The 19,647-nt window shown below is 62.3% G+C and carries 14 protein-coding genes; 10 read left to right on the top strand and 4 right to left on the bottom strand.

Annotated elements, in window-relative coordinates; genetic code table 11:
- Positions 1–19: 19 nt before the first annotated feature.
- The 5 genes from AC1Q64_RS02120 (at position 20) to AC1Q64_RS02100 (ending at position 6,598) form a co-directional block, all read left to right on the top strand.
- Entirely contained in the window at positions 20–793 is a 774-nt protein-coding gene (locus AC1Q64_RS02120; protein ID WP_492250278.1) for a TrmH family RNA methyltransferase, read from the top strand.
- A 265-nt stretch (positions 794–1,058) separates the two neighbouring features.
- Entirely contained in the window at positions 1,059–2,222 is a 1,164-nt protein-coding gene (gene carA, locus AC1Q64_RS02115; protein ID WP_291433156.1) for a glutamine-hydrolyzing carbamoyl-phosphate synthase small subunit, read from the top strand.
- Positions 2,222–5,467, top strand: a complete 3,246-nt coding sequence (carB, locus tag AC1Q64_RS02110) for a carbamoyl-phosphate synthase large subunit (RefSeq protein ID WP_291433155.1) — start codon at positions 2,222–2,224, stop codon at positions 5,465–5,467. Before carA ends, carB begins: the two co-directional genes overlap by 1 nt.
- Positions 5,468–5,646: 179 nt before the next feature.
- Positions 5,647–6,123 carry a transcription elongation factor GreA gene (gene greA / locus AC1Q64_RS02105; protein ID WP_291433154.1) on the top strand — a complete coding sequence of 159 codons (477 nt, stop codon included), beginning with the start codon at positions 5,647–5,649 and terminating at the stop codon, positions 6,121–6,123.
- A gap of 7 nt (positions 6,124–6,130) precedes the next feature.
- Positions 6,131–6,598 carry a DUF4149 domain-containing protein gene (locus tag AC1Q64_RS02100; protein ID WP_291433153.1) on the top strand — a complete coding sequence of 156 codons (468 nt, stop codon included), beginning with the start codon at positions 6,131–6,133 and terminating at the stop codon, positions 6,596–6,598.
- A gap of 81 nt (positions 6,599–6,679) precedes the next feature.
- On the opposite strand, the gene AC1Q64_RS02095 is transcribed toward AC1Q64_RS02100, so the two are convergent.
- Positions 6,680–7,411: a glycosyltransferase gene (locus AC1Q64_RS02095; protein WP_492250277.1), complete on the bottom strand. Its 732-nt coding sequence runs from the start codon at positions 7,409–7,411 to the stop codon at positions 6,680–6,682.
- 44 nt (positions 7,412–7,455) lie between these two features.
- Positions 7,456–7,929 (bottom strand): YhbY family RNA-binding protein, encoded by a 474-nt coding sequence (locus AC1Q64_RS02090; protein ID WP_056637897.1) that lies wholly within the window; start codon positions 7,927–7,929, stop codon positions 7,456–7,458.
- Between the two features lie 105 nt (positions 7,930–8,034).
- On the opposite strand from AC1Q64_RS02090, the gene AC1Q64_RS02085 reads away from it, so the two are divergent.
- The 4 genes from AC1Q64_RS02085 to glmM all read left to right on the top strand — a co-directional run bounded on the left by AC1Q64_RS02085 (position 8,035) and on the right by glmM (position 13,170).
- A complete protein-coding gene (locus AC1Q64_RS02085) occupies positions 8,035–8,691 on the top strand; it encodes an RlmE family RNA methyltransferase (RefSeq protein WP_291433151.1) in 657 nt (218 codons plus the stop codon).
- Positions 8,692–8,871: 180 nt separating this feature from the next.
- Positions 8,872–10,791, top strand: a complete 1,920-nt coding sequence (gene ftsH / locus AC1Q64_RS02080; protein ID WP_056067227.1) for an ATP-dependent zinc metalloprotease FtsH — start codon at positions 8,872–8,874, stop codon at positions 10,789–10,791.
- A gap of 123 nt (positions 10,792–10,914) precedes the next feature.
- Positions 10,915–11,745, top strand: a complete 831-nt coding sequence (gene folP / locus AC1Q64_RS02075; protein ID WP_492250276.1) for a dihydropteroate synthase — start codon at positions 10,915–10,917, stop codon at positions 11,743–11,745.
- 90 nt (positions 11,746–11,835) lie between these two features.
- On the top strand, positions 11,836–13,170 hold the full coding sequence (gene glmM, locus AC1Q64_RS02070) for a phosphoglucosamine mutase (protein WP_492250275.1): 1,335 nt from the start codon (positions 11,836–11,838) through the stop codon (positions 13,168–13,170).
- Positions 13,171–13,229: 59 nt separating this feature from the next.
- Here the strand turns inward: glmM and AC1Q64_RS02065 are convergent, their stop codons facing one another.
- Together AC1Q64_RS02065 and AC1Q64_RS02060 are read right to left on the bottom strand one after the other, a co-directional pair.
- Complete coding sequence (locus tag AC1Q64_RS02065; protein WP_291433148.1) at positions 13,230–15,461, bottom strand: bifunctional diguanylate cyclase/phosphodiesterase; 2,232 nt, start codon at positions 15,459–15,461, stop codon at positions 13,230–13,232.
- 196 nt (positions 15,462–15,657) lie between these two features.
- Complete coding sequence (locus AC1Q64_RS02060; protein WP_492250274.1) at positions 15,658–18,609, bottom strand: bifunctional diguanylate cyclase/phosphodiesterase; 2,952 nt, start codon at positions 18,607–18,609, stop codon at positions 15,658–15,660.
- A gap of 195 nt (positions 18,610–18,804) precedes the next feature.
- Here AC1Q64_RS02060 and AC1Q64_RS02055 point away from each other — a divergent pair, with 195 nt between their 5' ends.
- A complete protein-coding gene (locus AC1Q64_RS02055) occupies positions 18,805–19,644 on the top strand; it encodes a GNAT family N-acetyltransferase (RefSeq protein WP_492250273.1) in 840 nt (279 codons plus the stop codon).
- Positions 19,645–19,647 lie beyond the last annotated feature (3 nt).

Raw genomic sequence — 19,647 nt, 5'->3', positions numbered from 1 at the left:
CGGGCACTGAAAATTTGCCATGACATCCTCGTCCGTGACCGCCATCCATTCCCGCGATAACACCTTCGTCAAGGATTTGCGCCGTCTGGCCCAGGACACGACGGCGTACCGCAAGCAGGGCCGTGTCTGGCTTGAAGGCGATCATTTGTGCCGCGCTGCGCTCGCTCGGGGGCTGCGGGCATCGGTGGCGGTGTTTTCAGAGTCTTTTTGGCCACAAGCGCAGATTGAATATGCCCAAGCAGCTACGAAATTCATAGTGCTTGCCGATGCGCTGTTTGCAGACATCAGCGGGCTGGAGTCTCCCGCGCATATGGGCTTTATCCTGGAACTGCCCGCAGCGGAGTGCCTGCGGCCCGATGCAGCCACTGTGGTGCTGGACAGGGTGCAAGACGCGGGCAACGTGGGCTCCATCCTGCGCAGCGCCTCGGCTTTCGGCTTCCGTCAGGTGGCGGCCATCAAAGGCAGCGCCGCGTTGTGGTCGCCCAAAGTCTTGCGGGCTGGCATGGGGGCGCATTTCGCGCTCGACCTGATCGAGGGGCTGGCGCTGGATGATCTGGCTGCCCTGCAGGTGCCGCTGCTGGTCACCAGCTCGCACGCAGGCGATTTTCTGCACCGTGCAGCCTTGCCTTGGCCTTGTGCGTGGGTGCTGGGCCACGAAGGGCAAGGCGTCAGTCCGGCTCTGGAGGATCGAGCTGCCTTGCGCATCCGTATCGCCCAGCCCGGTGGCGAGGAGTCTCTGAACGTGGCAGCGGCTGCAGCCATCTGCCTGCACGCGAGCGGGGCAGGGCGCTGAACCTGTCTGCGCCCGCCGCGGTGCTATGGGCGCTCAGGGCGAGCCTTGGGCCCGCAGGTCATAGACGCTGGTATCAGGGTTATGCAAGGCGTGCATTGCGGAGGTGTCAGCGACGGAGGGTATAATCGGGAGCTTTTCTCGCAACAGCGTCGCCCGACCGCACCCAAAGCAACAACCCATCTGAGAGCAGCCATTGGCACCATCGCGCTTCGAGTGTGCGAGTGGTCTGCAGGCGCCGGGCGACCGTAACCATCCGGAGAACCCAGTGCTTTTGTCTCTCAAGGGAAACTTCCCGCCCGCCATCCTGGCGCTCGCAGACGGCACGGTCTTTATCGGTAACTCGATCGGTGCCACCGGCACCACGGTCGGTGAAGTGGTGTTCAACACCGCCATCACCGGCTACCAGGAAATCCTCACCGACCCCAGCTACTGCCAGCAGATCGTCACCCTGACGTATCCGCACATCGGCAATTACGGCGTCAATGCGGAAGACATCGAAGCCGACAAGGTCCATGCTGCAGGCCTGATCATCAAAGACCTGCCCCTTCTGGCCAGCAACTTCCGATCCACCGAAACGCTTTCGCAGTACCTTGTGCGCGAAAAGACGGTGGCCATTGCCAACATCGATACCCGCAAGCTCACCCGCCTGCTGCGCGACAAGGGTGCGCAGAACGGCGCGATCCTGGGTCTGGCGGCCGGTGAGTCCGTCACGCAGGCGCGCATCGACGAAGCCCTGGCAGCTGCCAAGGCTGCGCCCAGCATGAAGGGCCTGGACCTCGCGCAAGTGGTGACCACCCCTTCGACCTATGCCTGGGACCAGACCGAGTGGAAGCTGGGTGAAGGCTATGGCCAACAGGCTGCGCCGCGCTTCCATGTGGTGGCGTACGACTTCGGCGTGAAGAAGAACATCCTGCGCATGCTGGCCGAACGTGGCTGCAAGCTCACCGTGGTGCCTGCCAAGACGCCTGCGGCCGACGTGCTGGCCATGAAGCCGGACGGCGTGTTCCTGTCCAACGGTCCTGGCGACCCAGAGCCTTGCGACTACGCCATTGAAGCCACACGCCAGATCGTTGATGCCGGCGTGCCCACCTTCGGCATCTGCCTGGGCCACCAGATCATGGCCCTGGCCAGCGGCGCCAAGACCTTCAAGATGGACAACAGCCACCACGGTGCCAACCACCCGGTGAAAGACCTGGACAACGGCCGTGTGAGCATCACCAGCCAGAACCACGGCTTTGCCGTGGACATGGCCTCGCTGCCCGCCACGCTGCGCCCCACGCACATCAGCCTGTTCGACGGCACGCTGCAAGGGCTGGAGCGCACCGACAAGCCAGCGTTCTGCTTCCAGGGCCACCCCGAGGCATCGCCCGGCCCGCACGACATCGCCTACCTGTTTGACCGCTTCACCGCGCTGATGGAGAAGAAATAATGCCAAAGCGCACAGACCTCAAATCGATCCTCATCATCGGCGCTGGCCCGATCATCATCGGCCAGGCCTGCGAGTTCGACTACTCCGGCGTGCAGGCCTGCAAGGCCCTGCGCGAAGAAGGCTACAAGGTCATCCTGATCAACAGCAACCCTGCAACGATCATGACCGACCCGGCCACCGCCGACGTCACCTACATCGAGCCCATCACTTGGCAGACGGTCGAGAAGATCATCGCCAAGGAGCGCCCCGACGCCATCTTGCCCACCATGGGTGGCCAGACCGCGCTGAACTGCGCGCTGGACCTTTGGCACAACGGCGTGCTCGACAAGTACAAGGTCGAGCTCATCGGTGCCACACCTGAAGCCATCGACAAGGCCGAAGACCGCCTGAAGTTCAAGGACGCCATGACCAAAATCGGTCTGGGCTCCGCGCGCTCCGGCATCGCCCACAGCATGGACGAAGCCTGGGCCGTGCAAAAGACCGTGGGTTTCCCCACTGTGATCCGCCCCAGCTTCACGCTGGGCGGTACCGGCGGTGGCATTGCCTACAACCCCGAAGAGTTCGAGACCATTTGCAAGCGCGGCCTCGAAGCCTCGCCCACCAACGAGTTGCTGATTGAAGAGTCGCTGCTCGGCTGGAAGGAATACGAGATGGAAGTGGTCCGCGACAAGGCGGACAACTGCATCATCATCTGCTCCATCGAGAACCTGGACCCCATGGGCGTGCACACCGGCGACTCGATCACCGTGGCCCCCGCGCAGACGTTGACCGACAAGGAATACCAGATCATGCGCAACGCCTCGCTGGCGGTGCTGCGTGAAATTGGAGTGGACACCGGGGGCTCCAACGTGCAGTTCTCGGTGAACCCGAAGGACGGCCGGATGATCGTCATCGAGATGAACCCGCGCGTGTCGCGTTCGTCGGCACTGGCGTCCAAGGCGACAGGCTTCCCCATCGCCAAGGTAGCGGCCAAGCTGGCAGTTGGCTACACGCTGGATGAGCTCAAGAACGAGATCACCGGCGGCGCCACGCCTGCATCGTTCGAGCCCTCGATCGACTACGTGGTCACCAAGATTCCGCGCTTTGCGTTCGAGAAGTTCCCCACGGCCGACAGCCGCCTGACCACGCAAATGAAGTCGGTGGGTGAGGTGATGGCCATGGGCCGCACCTTCCAGGAGTCCTTCCAGAAAGCCCTGCGTGGCCTGGAAGTGGGCGTGGACGGCATGAACGAAAAGACCCAGGACCGCGAAGTGCTGGAGAAGGAGTTGGGCGAGCCCGGCCCCGAGCGCATCTGGTACGTGGGCGATGCGTTTGCCATGGGCCTGTCGGTGGACGAGGTGTACGACCTCACCAAGATCGACAAGTGGTTCCTGGTGCAGATCGAAGAGATCGTGAAGATCGAACTCGAACTGGACCAACTGGCCGTGGACAAGGGCGAGGTTGCCCTGGCCAGCCTGAGTGCGGACACGCTGCGCGCGCTCAAGAAGAAGGGCTTTTCCGATCGCCGTCTGGCCAAGCTGCTCAAGACCTCGGAGAAGGCCGTGCGCGAAGCGCGCCGTGCCCTCAACGTGCGCCCTGTGTACAAGCGCGTGGACACCTGTGCCGCAGAGTTCGCCACCAACACGGCCTACATGTACTCGACCTATGAGGATGAGTGCGAAGCTGCGCCCACCAACAACAAGAAGATCATGGTGCTGGGTGGTGGCCCCAACCGCATTGGCCAGGGTATCGAGTTTGACTACTGCTGCGTACATGCCGCACTCGCCATGCGCGAGGATGGCTACGAGACCATCATGGTCAACTGCAACCCTGAAACGGTTTCGACCGACTACGACACCTCCGACCGCCTGTACTTTGAGCCGCTAACGCTGGAAGACGTGCTCGAAATTGTGGACAAGGAAAAGCCACACGGCGTGATCGTGCAGTACGGCGGCCAGACGCCGCTCAAGCTGGCACTGGGCCTGGAAGCCGAGGGCGTGCCAATCATTGGCACCAGCCCCGACATGATCGACGCCGCCGAAGACCGCGAGCGTTTCCAGAAGCTGCTGGGCGACCTTGGCTTGCGCCAGCCGCCCAATGCCACGGCGCGTACCGAAGCCGAGGCTCTGGAAAAAGCCGCCACGCTGGGTTACCCCCTGGTGGTGCGCCCCAGCTACGTACTGGGTGGCCGTGCGATGGAAATCGTGCACGAGCAGCGCGACCTGGAGCGCTACATGCGCGAGGCCGTGAAGGTGAGCAACGACTCGCCTGTGCTGCTGGACCGCTTCCTGAACGACGCCATCGAGTGCGATGTGGACTGCCTGCGCGACCCCGAAGGCAAGACCTTCATCGGTGGCGTGATGGAGCACATCGAGCAAGCCGGTGTGCACTCGGGTGACTCGGCCTGTTCGCTGCCCCCTTACTATCTCAAGCAAGCCACGGTGGACGAGCTCAAGCGCCAGTCTGCCGCCATGGCCGAAGGCCTGAACGTGGTGGGTTTGATGAACGTGCAGTTCGCCATCCAGGAAGTGGACGGCAAGGACGTGATCTACGTGCTGGAAGTGAACCCCCGCGCCTCGCGCACGGTGCCGTTTGTTTCCAAGGCCACAGGCATCCAGCTGGCCAAGGTTGCCGCACGTTGCATGGCGGGCCAAACGCTGGCTTCGCAGGGCATCACCAAGGAAGTGACACCGCCGTATTTCAGCGTGAAGGAGGCCGTGTTCCCCTTCGTGAAGTTCCCTGGCGTGGACACCATCCTCGGTCCGGAGATGAAGTCCACGGGCGAGGTGATGGGCGTGGGCAAGACCTTTGGCGAAGCCTTCGTGAAGAGCCAGCTGGGTGCCGGCACCAAGCTGCCGACCTCGGGCAAGGTGTTCCTCACCGTGAAGAACAACGACAAGCCCCGCGCGGTGGATATCGCGCGTCAGCTGGTGGCGCTGGGCTTCGAGCTGGTGGCAACCAAGGGCACTGCTGCAGCCATTGCCGAAGCGGGCGTACCGGTGGTGGTGGTCAACAAGGTCACTGAAGGCCGTCCGCACATCGTGGACATGATCAAGAACAACGAGATTGTCATGGTCATCAACACAGTGGAAGAACGCCGCAACGCTATCGCTGATTCGCGGGCCATCCGCACGTCTTCGCTGCTGGCTCGCGTCACGACCTTCACCACCATTTTTGGTGCAGAGGCCGCCGTAGAAGGCATGAAGTACCTCGACAAGCTCGACGTGTACTCGGTGCAGGAATTGCACGCCCAACTGCTGGCTTGAGCCGCAGCAAAAGCGGCATAATCTGCCCTTGATCTGACACCGCCGCTCGGCAACGTGCGGCGGTTTCCTTTTGTAGATGTGCCATGTGCACCCCCAGGTATTTTCGGGGGGCAGCGTGGCGACCGATCGGTGGAAGTGCATTGCACTTTCACCGTTTTGACTTGTGGAGACTCAACAGCATGGCCACCATCCCAATCACCAAGCGCGGCGCTGAAATGCTCAAGGAAGAGCTGCATCGACTCAAGACCGTGGAGCGTCCCGCGGTGATCTCGGCCATTGCCGAAGCGCGCGCGCAGGGCGACCTGAGTGAAAACGCCGACTACGATGCTGCCAAGGACCGCCAGGGTTTCATTGAAGGTCGCATCCAGGAGATTGAGGGCAAGCTCTCAGTGGCCCAGGTCATCGACCCCAGCGCGGTCGATGGTGGCGGCAAGGTGGTATTTGGTGCCACGGTCGAACTGGAAGACGAAGATTCCGGAGACATGGTGAGGTACCAGATCGTGGGCGAAGACGAGGCGGACCTCAAGCAGGGCCTGATCAATATTTCCAGCCCCATCGCGCGCGCGCTGATTGGCAAGGAAGAGGGCGACACCGCTGAGGTGCAGGCCCCCGGTGGCATTCGCCGCTACGAGGTAGTGGCGGTCAGCTACCAGTGATGGTGTGATGGCTGTCGTGTGGCTGGGCGTGCGCCCGAAACTTCCCGCTTTGGTGGCGGCCTTGTGGTGGGGTAGCCTGACAACCATCGGATTTTTGGTGGTACCCATGCTGTTTGCCTATCTGCCGTCCGCTTCTGTGGCGGGTCAGATGGCGGCCCGGCTGTTTGCCGCTCAAACCTGGGTGGCCGTGGTGTGCTGTGTAGTGTTGCTGCTCTTGTCCAGGCCCCGGCACGCAGTGGCGCAATATCCCTGGGCGCGCGCTGCCATGCTGTTCGTCTTGGGTGGCCTGCTGCTGGCGTTGCTCAACCAGTTTGGTGTGGCGCCCCGCATTGTGGCCCGTCAGGACCTTCGCCTGTGGCACAGCGTGGGCACGGTGATGTACGCATTGCAATGGGGCTGCGCCTTGGCAGTGTTCTGGCAAACGCTTCGGCCAGGAGCCCACGCGGTAGAGGAAGATACGTCCGCCAGCGATTGAATGTCAGGTGATCGATTCAGCGGCGGACCTGCTACAGGCTGAACGTCGCGTCCTGAGTGACCGGCCAGCCTGCCTCCGCGCCTATTCGTGCCAGTGCTCCGCCACCCAGGTGGCTGGGCGGATATAACGGAAACGGCGGTTGCGCCTGCCTGCCAGCGCGTCTGGGGGGTTGCATTCCCCATGAAAAATCACGATGCGTGCGCCGTCAGGCACGAACGGTGCGCGCCAGTAATTGGTAGGCCACGGCGGTATCCCGTGGTACTTGAAACTGGGGCACCATGCCGCGGGCCAGTATTGCAACTTGCCCTGTTTGTGCAAGAAGTCGGACAGATAGGCCTGTTCGTTACGAAACTGCGCGCGGATCTCGGAGAAATGTTCGCGAAAATACGCCAGAACATCAGGGTGGGCGCCGAGTTCGAAGCGGTAGACCGACGAGTTTCCCGTGATGCGCCATGGGCGCTTGTAGTCATGGATGATCAGGAACTCGCCATGCTGGGTGAAAAAATCATCCAGGCTGCCGGTGATGACCACATCCACGTCCAGAAACAGCGCGGTGCCCCGCAGGCCATGCAAGTCTGCGCTGAAGGTGGCCAGCTTGGTCCAGCCCCGCTCGGGAATGCCTGGCGGCAGATCCAGTGCGGGGATGGGCAGGCATTGCACTTCGCTGCGGATACCGGTGCTGTCATCGGTGAGGCAGATAAAACGGAAGTCCCCGCTCAGATGTCGGCGCACCATGGCATACAGCCGGTTGACGTATTCAGGGCCGTATTTCGTGCCCCATTTCATGCAGAGTATGTGGCGAGTGGGCGCCATGCCGGCAGGTGCTGCAACGGTTGCAGATACTGCTTCAGCGGTCATCAGTCTGCCTGGCGCTTCTTGATGGATTTTTGCTTGGGCTTGGCGCGCTTGATCTGGCCGCCTGAGGTGAGGCGCTGGTTGCCGAGCACGCGCAACTGCTTGATTTCGGGGCGCTGTCCACCACGTTTGCTGTACTTGAGCACCTTGACGTCACGTGGGCCGGGCATACGGTCTTCATCGACGGTACGCTCTTTGACAGGCTGGGGCCGCCACAGCACCAGCAGCTTGCCGATGTGCTGAATGGGCGCAGCGTTGAGTTCAGCGGTGAGCTCCTGGTACATCAGCTCGCGTGCCACGCGGTCATCGTTGAAAACACGTACCTTGATCAGGCCATGGGCGTTGAGGGCGGCGTCGATTTCCTTCTTGACGGCGGGGGTGAGGCCATCGCCACCGATCAGGACCACGGGGTCCAGGTGGTGGGCATTGGCGCGTTGTTCCCGGCGCTCGGCAGGAGTCAGTTGAATTTGGGGCATACCCGTATTATGTCTGCGGCCCGTGGTGGAGTGACTCTACCTCCCGTGCGCGGCCAGGCTTTCAAGTCACCAGCTGCAGCGATTGTCGAGAGACAATACCGCTATATGAAAGTCAAAACCCAGAGCAAGAAGGTGAACAAGGCGTGGCTCAACGACCACGTGAACGACACCTATGTCAAATTGGCACAAAAGGAAGGCTACCGTGCCCGTGCCGCCTACAAGCTCAAGGAGATTGATGAGCAACTGGGCCTCATCAAGCCGGGCCATACGGTGGTCGATCTGGGTTCCACACCTGGTGCGTGGAGCCAATATCTGCGCAGGCGCATGTCGCCCGCAGGCGCTGCGGCGGGGCAGCTCAACGGGGTGATCATTGCGCTGGACATCCTGCCCATGGAGCCTGTTGAAGGCGTTACGTACTTGAACGGTGACTTTCGCGAGCCCGAGGTGCTGGAGCGACTGGAGCAGGCGCTCGACGGGCGGGTGGTGGACGTGGTGGTGTCTGACATGGCGCCTAACCTGTCTGGCATCGAGTCGGCCGATGCGGCACGGATTGCGCATCTGGTGGAGTTGGCCGTGGATTTTGCGTGCAACCATTTGAAACCGGAGGGGGCCCTGGTGGTCAAGCTGTTCCATGGCAGTGGATACAGCGATCTGGTCACCCTGTTCAAGCAGACCTTCAAGGTCGTCAAACCCTTGAAGCCCAAGGCTTCGCGCGACAAGTCGTCCGAAACGTTCCTGGTGGGCATGGGTCTCAAAAAGTAGCCTGTCCAGGCTTGCCTCAGGTCAAGAATCCGTGATCTACGACCGCAAAGTCCGTGCTGATTCCATGGGCGTGAGGGGGAATAGGTCTGGCCTCGTGGCTTGAAAGACCTAAAATGGGCCGCACATGCGTGCCATGACGGCAGTGTGTCCGTTTTCTGTTCCCCGCAACTGGAGCCCCGCTTGAACAATCAGTGGTTTTCAAAAATTGCCGTATGGCTGGTCATCGCCATGGTGCTGTTCACGGTGTTCAAGCAGTTTGACACCCGCAGCGGCGCCAGCGCAGGCCACGTAGGGTATTCCGAGTTTCTGGACGAAGTCCGCAATAACCGCATCAAAAGCGCCACCATTCCCGAAGGGCTGAGCGGCGGTGAGATTGTGGCCGTCACCACCGACGATCGCAAGATCCGCACGAATGCTTCGGTGCTGGACCGTGGCCTAGTCGGTGACCTGCTGAACCACAACGTCAAATTTGACGTGAAGCCCCGCGAAGAAGGCTCCTTGCTCATGACACTTCTGGTCAGCTGGGGCCCCATGCTGCTGCTGATCGGAGTGTGGGTGTATTTCATGCGCCAGATGCAGGGTGGCGGCAAGGGCGGCGCCTTCAGTTTCGGTAAGAGCAAGGCGCGCATGCTCGATGAGAACAACAACCAAGTCACGTTCGCGGACGTGGCCGGGTGCGACGAAGCCAAGGAAGAGGTCAAGGAAGTGGTGGACTTCCTGAAAGACCCGCAAAAATTCCAGAAGCTCGGCGGCCGGATTCCTCGTGGCCTTTTGCTGGTGGGCCCTCCCGGCACCGGCAAGACGCTGCTCGCCAAGTCCATTGCGGGCGAGGCGAAGGTGCCGTTCTTCAGCATCTCGGGCTCCGATTTTGTGGAAATGTTTGTCGGCGTGGGCGCGGCCCGTGTGCGCGACATGTTCGACAACGCCAAAAAGAACGCCCCGTGCATTATCTTCATCGATGAAATCGACGCGGTGGGCCGCCAGCGTGGCGCTGGCCTGGGCGGTGGTAACGACGAGCGCGAACAGACTCTGAACCAGATGCTGGTCGAGATGGACGGCTTTGAAACCAACCTGGGCGTCATCGTGGTGGCTGCCACCAACCGCCCTGACATCCTGGACGCCGCCCTGCTGCGCCCTGGCCGTTTTGACCGCCAGGTGTATGTGACGCTGCCCGACATCCGCGGCCGCGAGCAGATCCTGAACGTGCATATGCGCAAGATCCCGATCGGTCAGGATGTGGCCCCTGGCATCATCGCTCGTGGCACACCCGGTATGAGCGGTGCAGATCTGGCCAACCTGTGTAATGAAGCTGCCCTGATGGCTGCCCGCCGCAATGCGCGCACCGTCGAGATGCAGGACTTCGAGAAGGCCAAGGACAAGATCCTCATGGGCCCTGAACGCAAGAGCATGGTCATGCCCGAGGAAGAGCGCCGCAACACGGCTTACCACGAGTCTGGTCACGCGCTGATCGGCAAGCTGCTGCCCAAGTGCGACCCCGTGCACAAGGTCACCATCATTCCCCGCGGCCGTGCGCTGGGTGTGACGATGAGCCTGCCCGCGCAGGACCGCTACAGCTATGACCGCGAATACATGCTCAACCAGATCAGCATGCTGTTCGGCGGCCGGATCGCCGAAGAAGTGTTCATGAACCAGATGACCACGGGTGCCAGCAATGACTTCGAGCGGGCTACGCACATCGCCCGTGACATGGTCACTCGCTACGGCATGACGGATGCGCTGGGACCCATGGTCTATGCCGAGAACGAAGGCGAAGTGTTCCTGGGCCGCTCGGTCACCAAGACCACCACCATGAGCGAACAGACCATGGAAAAGGTGGACATGGAAGTGCGCCGCATCATTGACGAGCAGTACAACCTGGCACGCCGGTTGATCGAAGAGAACAGCGACAAGATGCACGCCATGGCTAAGGCCTTGCTCGAATGGGAAACCATTGATACCGAGCAATTGGACGACATCATGGCGGGCAAGGAACCCCGTCCTCCCAAGGACTGGACGCCACGCACCCCGCCCTCTGGTGGTGATAACTCCAGTGGCGGCACTCCAGCTGTAGCCACGGACACTGCACCGACGGCAGCCTGACCGGGCTCGCGGTCCAGCCGTTTGAACGGGGCCTTGTGCCCCGTTTTTCATGGGGGCCATCGTTTTTTCTTGCGGAATGCTTTGTCGAGCCGCTATTTCGAAATCTGCACGGGTGTGATCGGCATGATCTGGCAAACCTCTCGCTTCGCAATTGACTTGGTCCGTCCCCAGGTCATGGGCATCGTCAACGTCACTCCTGATTCTTTCTCCGACGGTGGGCGCCATGGCTCCACGGCTGCTGCGCTACGGCATTGCGAACAGCTGTTGAAAGAGGGCGCGGATATTTTGGATATCGGTGGTGAGTCCACTCGCCCGGGCAGCCCTGCTGTGCCGCTGGATGAGGAGCTGTCTCGTGTCGTTCCCTTGGTGCGTGAGGCTGTGGCGCTGGATGTCCCGATTTCGGTGGACACCTACAAGCCGGAGGTCATGCGCGCTGTGCTGGATCTGGGGGCTGACATCGTCAACGACATCTGGGCCCTGCGGCAGCCAGGAGCTGCGGCAGTGGTGGCTGCGTACCCGCAGTGTGGTGTGTGCCTGATGCATATGCACCGCGACCCGCAGACCATGCAACAGGCGCCTATGGGGGGTGATGTGGTGCCTCAGGTGCTATCATTTTTGCAGCTGCAGGCGCATAATCTACTAGCGCTTGGGGTCGAAAAGGCTCGTATCCTGCTGGATGCGGGCATTGGTTTCGGCAAAACGGTGGAACAGAACTTTGCGTTGCTGGCACGACAGTCCGAGCTATTGGCAGCTGGCTACCCGCTGCTGGCGGGATGGTCGCGCAAGTCATCGCTGGGCACGATCACAGGGCTGGAGGTGAGCCAACGCATGGTACCCAGTGTGGCCGCCGCTTTGCTCGCGGTGGAGCGGGGCGCGTCGGTAGTGCGCGTGCACGATGTACGCGAGACGGTGGCGGCACTGGCAGTGTGGTCTGCGATGCAGCGATCTGGCTGAGGGGCCAGTGATTCGAGAGCAGGTAGTGGGGCGCCAAGTCCTCGCCTTTGACAACAACATACTGAGATCCGTACGAGGAGACGCCAGAACATGACACGCCAATACTTTGGAACCGACGGCATCCGCGGCACTGTGGGGCAGCCGCCCATCACACCGGATTTTGTGCTGCGCCTTGCCCATGCCGTGGGTCGCGTGTTGCGCCGCACGGAGGAGCGGCCCACGGTGCTGATCGGCAAGGACACGCGCATCTCGGGCTACATGCTCGAAAGCGCGCTGGAGTCTGGCTTCAACTCGGCAGGGGTGGATGTGGTGCTGCTGGGGCCGTTGCCCACGCCCGGCGTCGCTTACCTGACCCGCGCCCAGCGCGCCAGTCTGGGCGTGGTCATCAGTGCCAGCCATAACGCCTACCCTGACAATGGCATCAAGTTCTTCAGTGCACAAGGCACCAAGCTGTCAGACGCCTGGGAGTTGGCGGTGGAGGCCGCACTGTCCGAGCCACCTGTCTGGGTCGATTCGGCCAGCCTGGGCAAGGCGCGACGCCTGGACGATGCAGCCGGGCGTTACATCGAGTTTTGCAAGAGCACCTTTCCCCAGGACCTGACGCTCAAGGGCCTGAAGATCGTGGTGGATGCCGCCCACGGTGCTGCGTACCAGGTGGCGCCCAAGGTGTTTCACGAGCTGGGTGCAGAGGTGCTGTCGATTGGCTGTGCACCCGATGGTCTCAACATCAACCACGAAGTGGGGGCCACACACCCCGACGCCTTGGTACGCGCTGTCCGTGCCAACCGTGCCGACTACGGCATTGCGCTGGATGGCGATGCAGACCGGTTGCAGATTGTGGACGCCACGGGGCGGCTGTACAACGGTGACGAGCTGCTGTACCTGATGGCCGCAGACCGCATGGGCCGTGACGAGCACGTGCCTGGCGTGGTGGGCACGCTGATGACCAACATGGCGGTAGAGGTGGCGCTGCAGGCCAAGGGAGTGAAGTTTGTACGCGCCAAGGTCGGTGACCGGTACGTACTGGAAGAACTGGCGCGCCACCACTGGGTGTTGGGCGGGGAGGGGTCCGGGCATCTGCTGGCCCTGGACCGACACACCACCGGCGACGGTCTGGTCAGTGCCCTGCAGGTGCTGCAGGCTTGTGTGCGCAGTGGCCGCACGCTGGCTCAGCTGTTGGCAGACATCACGCTCTACCCGCAGGTCTTGCTCAACGTCCGTCTGGCGCCAGGGCAGGACTGGAAGGCCAACCGCGTACTGGCAGAGGCCACGCACGCGGTTGAGCAGCAGTTGGGCTCCTCGGGCCGCGTACTGATCCGCGCCAGTGGCACCGAGCCTCTGCTGCGGGTGATGGTGGAGGCGCGCGACGCGCAATTGGCCAGCTCTTGCGCGCAGCGCTTGGCTGACGCCGCCCGCGCGGGTTGAATTCTGGGGGCTTGGCGACGCAGCGGTCCCTGCCTCGCCATGAGTGGCCCCGCAGCCCCTTAGTGCGCCGTTGTGTGTTGCCGCATGAAGCGTTCCAGCTGTTCTGCTGGCAGCGGCGTGCTGAAGTGGTAGCCCTGCGCTTCGTCGCAACCTTGTTCGTGCAAAAAGGCCAGCTGACTCTCGGTTTCCACCCCCTCCGCCGTGGTCCGCATGCCCAGCGCCTGCGCCATGCGGATGATGGCGCTGACAATGGCGCGGTCGTTGCTGTCGTTGCCCAGGTCGCGCACAAAGGATTGATCGATTTTCAACTTGAAGATCTGGAATCGTTTGAGCTGGCTGAGTGACGAGTAGCCCGTGCCGAAGTCGTCCATCGACATTCGCACCCCACGTGCATGCAACTGGTCCATGGTGGCAACTGCCGCATGGGGGTCATCTACGGCCACGCCCTCCGTCAGCTCCAGTTCCAGCGAATCAGGGGGCAGGTCTGACTCCGCCAGCACCCGACTTACCAGCTCTGGCAGTTGTGGCTGGCGAAACTGGATGGCCGAGAGGTTGACCGCCATTGTGAGTTCGGGAAATCCGCAGCTGCGCCATGTCTTGAGCTGGGCCAGTGCTGTGCGCAGCACCCACTCGCCGATTTGCAGAATCTGCCCGCTGTCTTCCGCGATGGGAATGAACTCTCCCGGAGAAATTGCACCCAGCTGGGGGTGTTGCCAGCGCAGCAGGGCTTCCACACTGCGTACAGTGCCCGTGGCCAGGTGCATCTGAGGCTGGTAGTGCAGGTGAAACTGCTCGCGCTCCAGGGCGCGGCGCAATGCGTTTTCGAGCTGCAAGGCACGCACCGACTGAGCCTGCATCTCGGGGGTGAAGAAGCGAAAGGTATTACGCCCATCCAGCTTGGCACGGTACATGGCCACATCGGCCGATTGGGTCAGCGTGTCGAAGTCGTGCCCGTCCTGGGGGAACAGCGCAATGCCCATCGACGGGGCCATGGTGAGCTCGTGATGGTCGATCTGGTACGGCTGACGCGATGCCTCCTGCAACTTGCTGGCGACCCGGGCTGCGCCCCGCGCATCAGCGCCCCGCAGAAGCAGGATGAACTCATCCCCTCCCAGGCGAGACACCGTGTCCTTGTCGCGCACCACAGCGCGCAGGCGTTTGGCAATCTCGACCAGCAGCACATCGCCTACCCGGTGACCCAGAGAGTCGTTGACGTGCTTGAAGTGATCCAGGTCCAAGAAAATGACGGCCAGCGGTGTCTGGTTCTCCTGGGCCACCTGAATGGCCTGCTGCGCACGTTCCGCGAGCAGGGCCCGGTTGGGCAGGCCAGTCAGCGCATCGTAGTGAGCCAGCCAGTAGATACGCTCCTGGTCGGCCTTGCGGTCATTGATTTCACGGTGCAGGTTTTCCACCGTCTCGCGCAGCTCGCGCGTGCGGTCTTGCACCTGCCGCTCCAGCTCCTCATGGGCCTGGGCCAACACCGCCTGTGCGCGTTTGCGGTCGGTGATGTCCATGGTGATCCAGATGGTGCCCTGGGCAGGGTCCGCCGGATCGATGCATTTGCTGCGGACTTCGCAGATCACGGGGGTACCGTCCTTGCGGCATAGCTCCACCTCGCCCTCGTACGACTGTCCTGCCACCAGCGACGGGTAGCAGCGGCGGCCCACTTCTTGCCAGGCTGCGTCGCTGGCGTACCAGCGGCGCGATGAACTGCCCATGAGTTCACCCGGCTCGAAGCCCAGCATCTGCTCAAAGTGGTGGTTGCAGCGGGTCAAATACCGGTCGCGCAGGAACACGATGCCGACCATGGCACTGTCAAACAGCAATTGTTTTTCGCGCACAGCGGCATTCAGTGCGGCCTGGGCACGCTTTTGCTCATCGATGTCGTCCACGATCCAGATCGAGCCCTCACCGATGTCGTGTGGATTGATGAGCCTTCCTGTGAGGCTGCCCCAGAACAGCGTGCCATCACGGCGGCGCAGCTGACGTTCGATGCGAAATGACTGCCCCTGCGCCAGCACGGGATAGGCGGTGCGCCCCAGATCCCGAAAGGCATCGCGGTCTGGGTAGAAGGCCTCGGTATTGAGTCCTACCAAGCGGGCAGGGCTGCCATAGCCAAAAATTTCGGCATATCGCTGGTTGCAGCGCACCACGCTGCGCTGGCGCAGGAACACGATACCCACTCCCGCGCTATCCAGGAGGGTCTGTTGTTCACGCAGGGTGCGTTGCAGTGGGGTGTCAGGAGGCACTCCGGCGCGCTGCGAGGGCGGAGTGCTGAACAGCGAATACATAAGACCAGAACAGGCGGCAGGGCCAGATGGCCTCAAAAAAATTGTGCCAAAGTGTAGCAGCGGCAGCTTACAAGCCGTTTGAGGGTATGCCTCAAGTGCGGTGCCACATGTTCTGCCGTACGACAGCCTCCATTCCAGCTCTTCAACCTTCAACGCGCCTGAGCGACAAGGCGCCTGATGCGTTCAACCCGAGTTGTCAGCGGGCCAGGTGTTCCCGCAGGTAGGCTTCAAATGCATCGGCCGCCAGAGGGCGGCTGAACAGGTAACCCTGCCCTTCGTCGCAGCCCTGCGCGCGCAGAAACTCCAGCTGGCCATCGGTCTCCACCCCTTCAGCAGTGGTTTGCATGCCCAGTGCCTGTGCCATGCGGATGATTGCGCTGACGATGGCCCGGTCGTTGGCATCATCGTCAAGGTCGCGCACAAACGACTGGTCGATCTTGAGCTTGTAGATCTGGAAGCGCTTGAGGTAGCTCAACGACGAATATCCCGTGCCAAAGTCATCCATCGACAGCCGCACGCCCCGGTCATGCAATTGGTCCATCATGGCCAGTGCCGCAGCGGGGTCGTCCACTGCAGCGCCCTCGGTCAGTTCCAGCTCCAGCCGGCGCGCGGGCAGTCCAGCCTGTTGCAGGCAGCGCGTCACCATCTCAGGCAACTGTGGGTGACGGAACTGGACCGCCGACAGGTTGACAGACACAGCCCGCAGTGGCAATTGCAGGTCCAGCCAGCGCTTGGTGTCATGCACGGCGGTATTCAGAACCCACTCGCCAATTGCGACGATCATGCCGCTGCTCTCTGCCACGGGGATGAACTCTGCCGGGGACACCATGCCCAGTTCGGGGTGGCTCCAGCGCAGCAGCGCCTCGGCTCCGACCACCTGGCGCGTGGTAAGTGATACCTGGGGTTGGTAGTGCAGCTCGAACTGATTGCGTTCCAGCGCCCGGCGTAGTGCGTTTTCGATCTGCAAGGCCCGGGCTGTACGAGCTTCCAGGTCTGCAGTGAAAAAGCCAAAGCGGTTGCGCCCGCTTTGCTTGGCGCGGTACATGGCGGCATCGGCTCGCTGGTACAGGGTGTCGAACGAATCTCCGTCCGCGGGATACATGGCTATGCCCACGGACAGTGTGGTTGTGAGTTCGTAAGGCTCGACCTGAAACGGCTGTGCCACGGCGATCAGCAACCGGTTGGCTACGTCGGCCGCTTGCACGGCCGAGGCAGCAGGCAGTAGCAACAAAAATTCATCACCCCCCAGGCGCGATACGGTGTCCTGCGGGCCCAGCAGCGACTCCAGCCGTCGCGCGACGGCCACCAGCAGGATGTCGCCAATACGGTGCCCCAGGGAGTCGTTCACGTTCTTGAAATGGTCCAGGTCCAGGAACAGCAGGGCCAGTGTTCCGCCCCGCGCTTGCTCTTGTTCAATGTGGCGCTGGGCACGCTCGGCCAGGAGCGCGCGGTTGGGCAGGTCCGTGAGGGGGTCGAAATGCGCGAGCCGCTGGATGCGGTCTTGCGCCTCGCGCTGAAGCGTGATGTCGCGGAACAAAGTAATGGAGTGGGTGGTACTGCCGTTGCCGTCGCGCACACTGCTCACGGACAGCCACTGTGGGTAGGTCGATCCATCCTTGCGGCGGCCCCAGGCCTCACCCTCCCAGTGCCCCTGCTGAGTCAGGTGGGCGTACACCGAGTCAGCGTTGAAGTCGCGGGTGGACTCGGCCACCGTGAGCAGGCGCATCGACTGCCCTACGGCCTCCGCCTCTGTGTAGCCAGTGATACGGCTGAATGCCCGATTGATGCGCACGATGGTGTGGGCTGCATCGGCGATCACGATGGCCTCGCCGCTCTGGTCAAATACCTGGGCTGTCAGCTGCAGTTGTTCTTGTGAGCGCTTGCGTTCAGAGATGTCACGGGACAGCAGAATGAAGCGGGGTTTCCCCCCCGCTGAGCCTGTCTTGCGGGCCGCAGAAAGTTCGAACCAGGTGGGCCCCAGGCCGGGCAGATCCAGCATGATTTGCCGTCCGGTGGACCAGCCCTGGGAATGTGCTTCATGGAGCACATCCATCACAGTCAGTGCGGCCAGTGCGGGCAGCACGTCTGTGACATGGCGGCCGATCAACTGGTCAGCAGGGCCCATGAGCAACTCGGCGCGGGGACTATGTACGCTGCAATAACGGCCATCCTGATCGAATTCAAACAACGGATCGGGAATGGCGTCGATGGTCGCGCTCAGCTGCTGCTGCGTGGCCTGGATTTCGGAGGTGCGCTGGGCCACCTGTGTAGCAAGGCCGCGCTCGTGCGCCTTCAATTCGACCAGCAAGCGCGCGAGGTAGCCCATCAACAACGCAAACAGCAAACCCACTGCACAGCGCAGGGCCAGCACGTCCGGCGCACCCCACCCCTTGGCAGGGGCCAGACTGAGCGTCCACTGGCCATTGGGCAGGATCAGCGATCGTCCTACGGCGTCGCTCGTGGGCGGAGGGTCAGACGTCGCAATCGTCTGCTCCTGTTTGTTGTCGGGGCGAACACGCCACAGTCGATAGTGGAAACCCCGTTCCGTGAGCTGGGGTAGCCGGGCTGTGGCCAGCACCTCGGGCAGGCGGATGGTGACGTAAGTGAACCCCCAGAAGTTCCGGCGCCCCAGGTCGTCTTCCAGGTACACCGGTTGGCGCCCCACGACCCCCAGGCCGCCCTGCACCAACTCCATAGGGCCCGCCAGTGTCAGCAGGCCGGATTCGCGTGCGCGCGCGGACTCCGCCCCTTGGCGGGGATCGTTGAGCTGGTCAAAACCAATCGAATTCTCGTTGCCCTTGCGCGGTACGACCTGCTGCACCACCCCTCCAGGGGACAGACCCATGGCCGCGATACCCGGATAGAACGGCAGCATCTGCATGCCAATTTCCTCGAACTGGGGTACGTTGCCGTGGCCTTGGCGCACCAGTGCCACCAGGGTGTTGTTGGCCGATAGGGCCAACTCGATGGCACGTTGCAGCGCCTGCACATGATCGCCCGCCACATCGGCCGCCTGGATGCGCTGCTGCGCACGTTCCTGGCGTTCCAGCGTCCAGACCACTGCCCCAGCACAGGCTGCTGCCAGCACAAACACTGCCACAAAGACTGCGATGGGGCTGCGGGTGGGGGGCAGGGCGGGTGAAGACACGGTGGAGTTCCTCAATCAATTATGCAGGTCGTTGGCGGGGCCTGTGTCAATGGTCACGGCGGTGTGTCATGGCTTTGACATAACGGAGACATGGGGGTGTCATGCGCGGCTTTCACACTCCCGGCCAGGAAAGCGGATTGCCGCTCCTCTAGGAAATTCAAGCTATGCCCGTTCTTACCGAAGGAGACGTTGTCCATGAACGACCTGCCCACTTTGATGCAGTTGTCCACATCGCCTGAGGCGGCTGGCACCGGTATTGTTCAGCGTCCTGGCGTTGTGCCGGGCGCGGCGCATGTTGCCCCGGCGCGTGGCGCTATCGAGGTGACTTGGGCGAGGCATGTAGACGAAGTCCGTGAGGCGCAACGCCTGCGGTTTGAGGTGTTCGCGGCAGAGATGGGCGCTCGATTGACGACCCCCATTCCTGGCCATGATGTGGACCTGTTTGACGACTATTGCGAGCACCTTCTGGTGCGCGATGCCCACAGTCAGCAAGTCATTGGGACTTACCGGGTGCTGACGCCCGCGCAGGCCAAGCGGGTGGGCGGAACGTACAGCGATACCGAGTTCGACCTGACGCGCTTGCGCACGCTGCGCCCGCGCATGGTGGAGTTGGGCCGTAGCTGCGTGCACCCCGATCACCGCCACGGCGGCGTGATCATGGCTCTGTGGAGTGCGTTGGCGGACTTCATGGTACGCAACGAACTCGACACGATGATTGGCTGCGCGAGCATTCCGATGCTCCACAATGGGGTGGTCAGCGGCGACGCTGCTGCCAGCATCTGGCAGCAAGTGCGCAAGACCCACCTGGCACCGATCGAATACCACGTGCTGCCACGCCTGCCGCTGCCTGTGGAGCATCTGGATGGCTCCATTGCAGTGGACCCCCCCGCCCTGATCAAGGGCTACCTGCGACTGGGAGCCCGCGTGCTGGGGGCGCCTGCTTGGGATCCGGACTTCAATACAGCCGACCTGCCCATGCTGATGCGGCTGGCGGACCTGCATCCCCGCTATCGCAAGCATTTTCTGGGAGCTTGACCG

This window comes from Acidovorax sp. GW835-FHT14G06, assembly GCF_058793595.1.
Note: the sequence above shows the minus strand (reverse complement) of the source record. Positions and strands in the feature narration are given on the sequence as shown.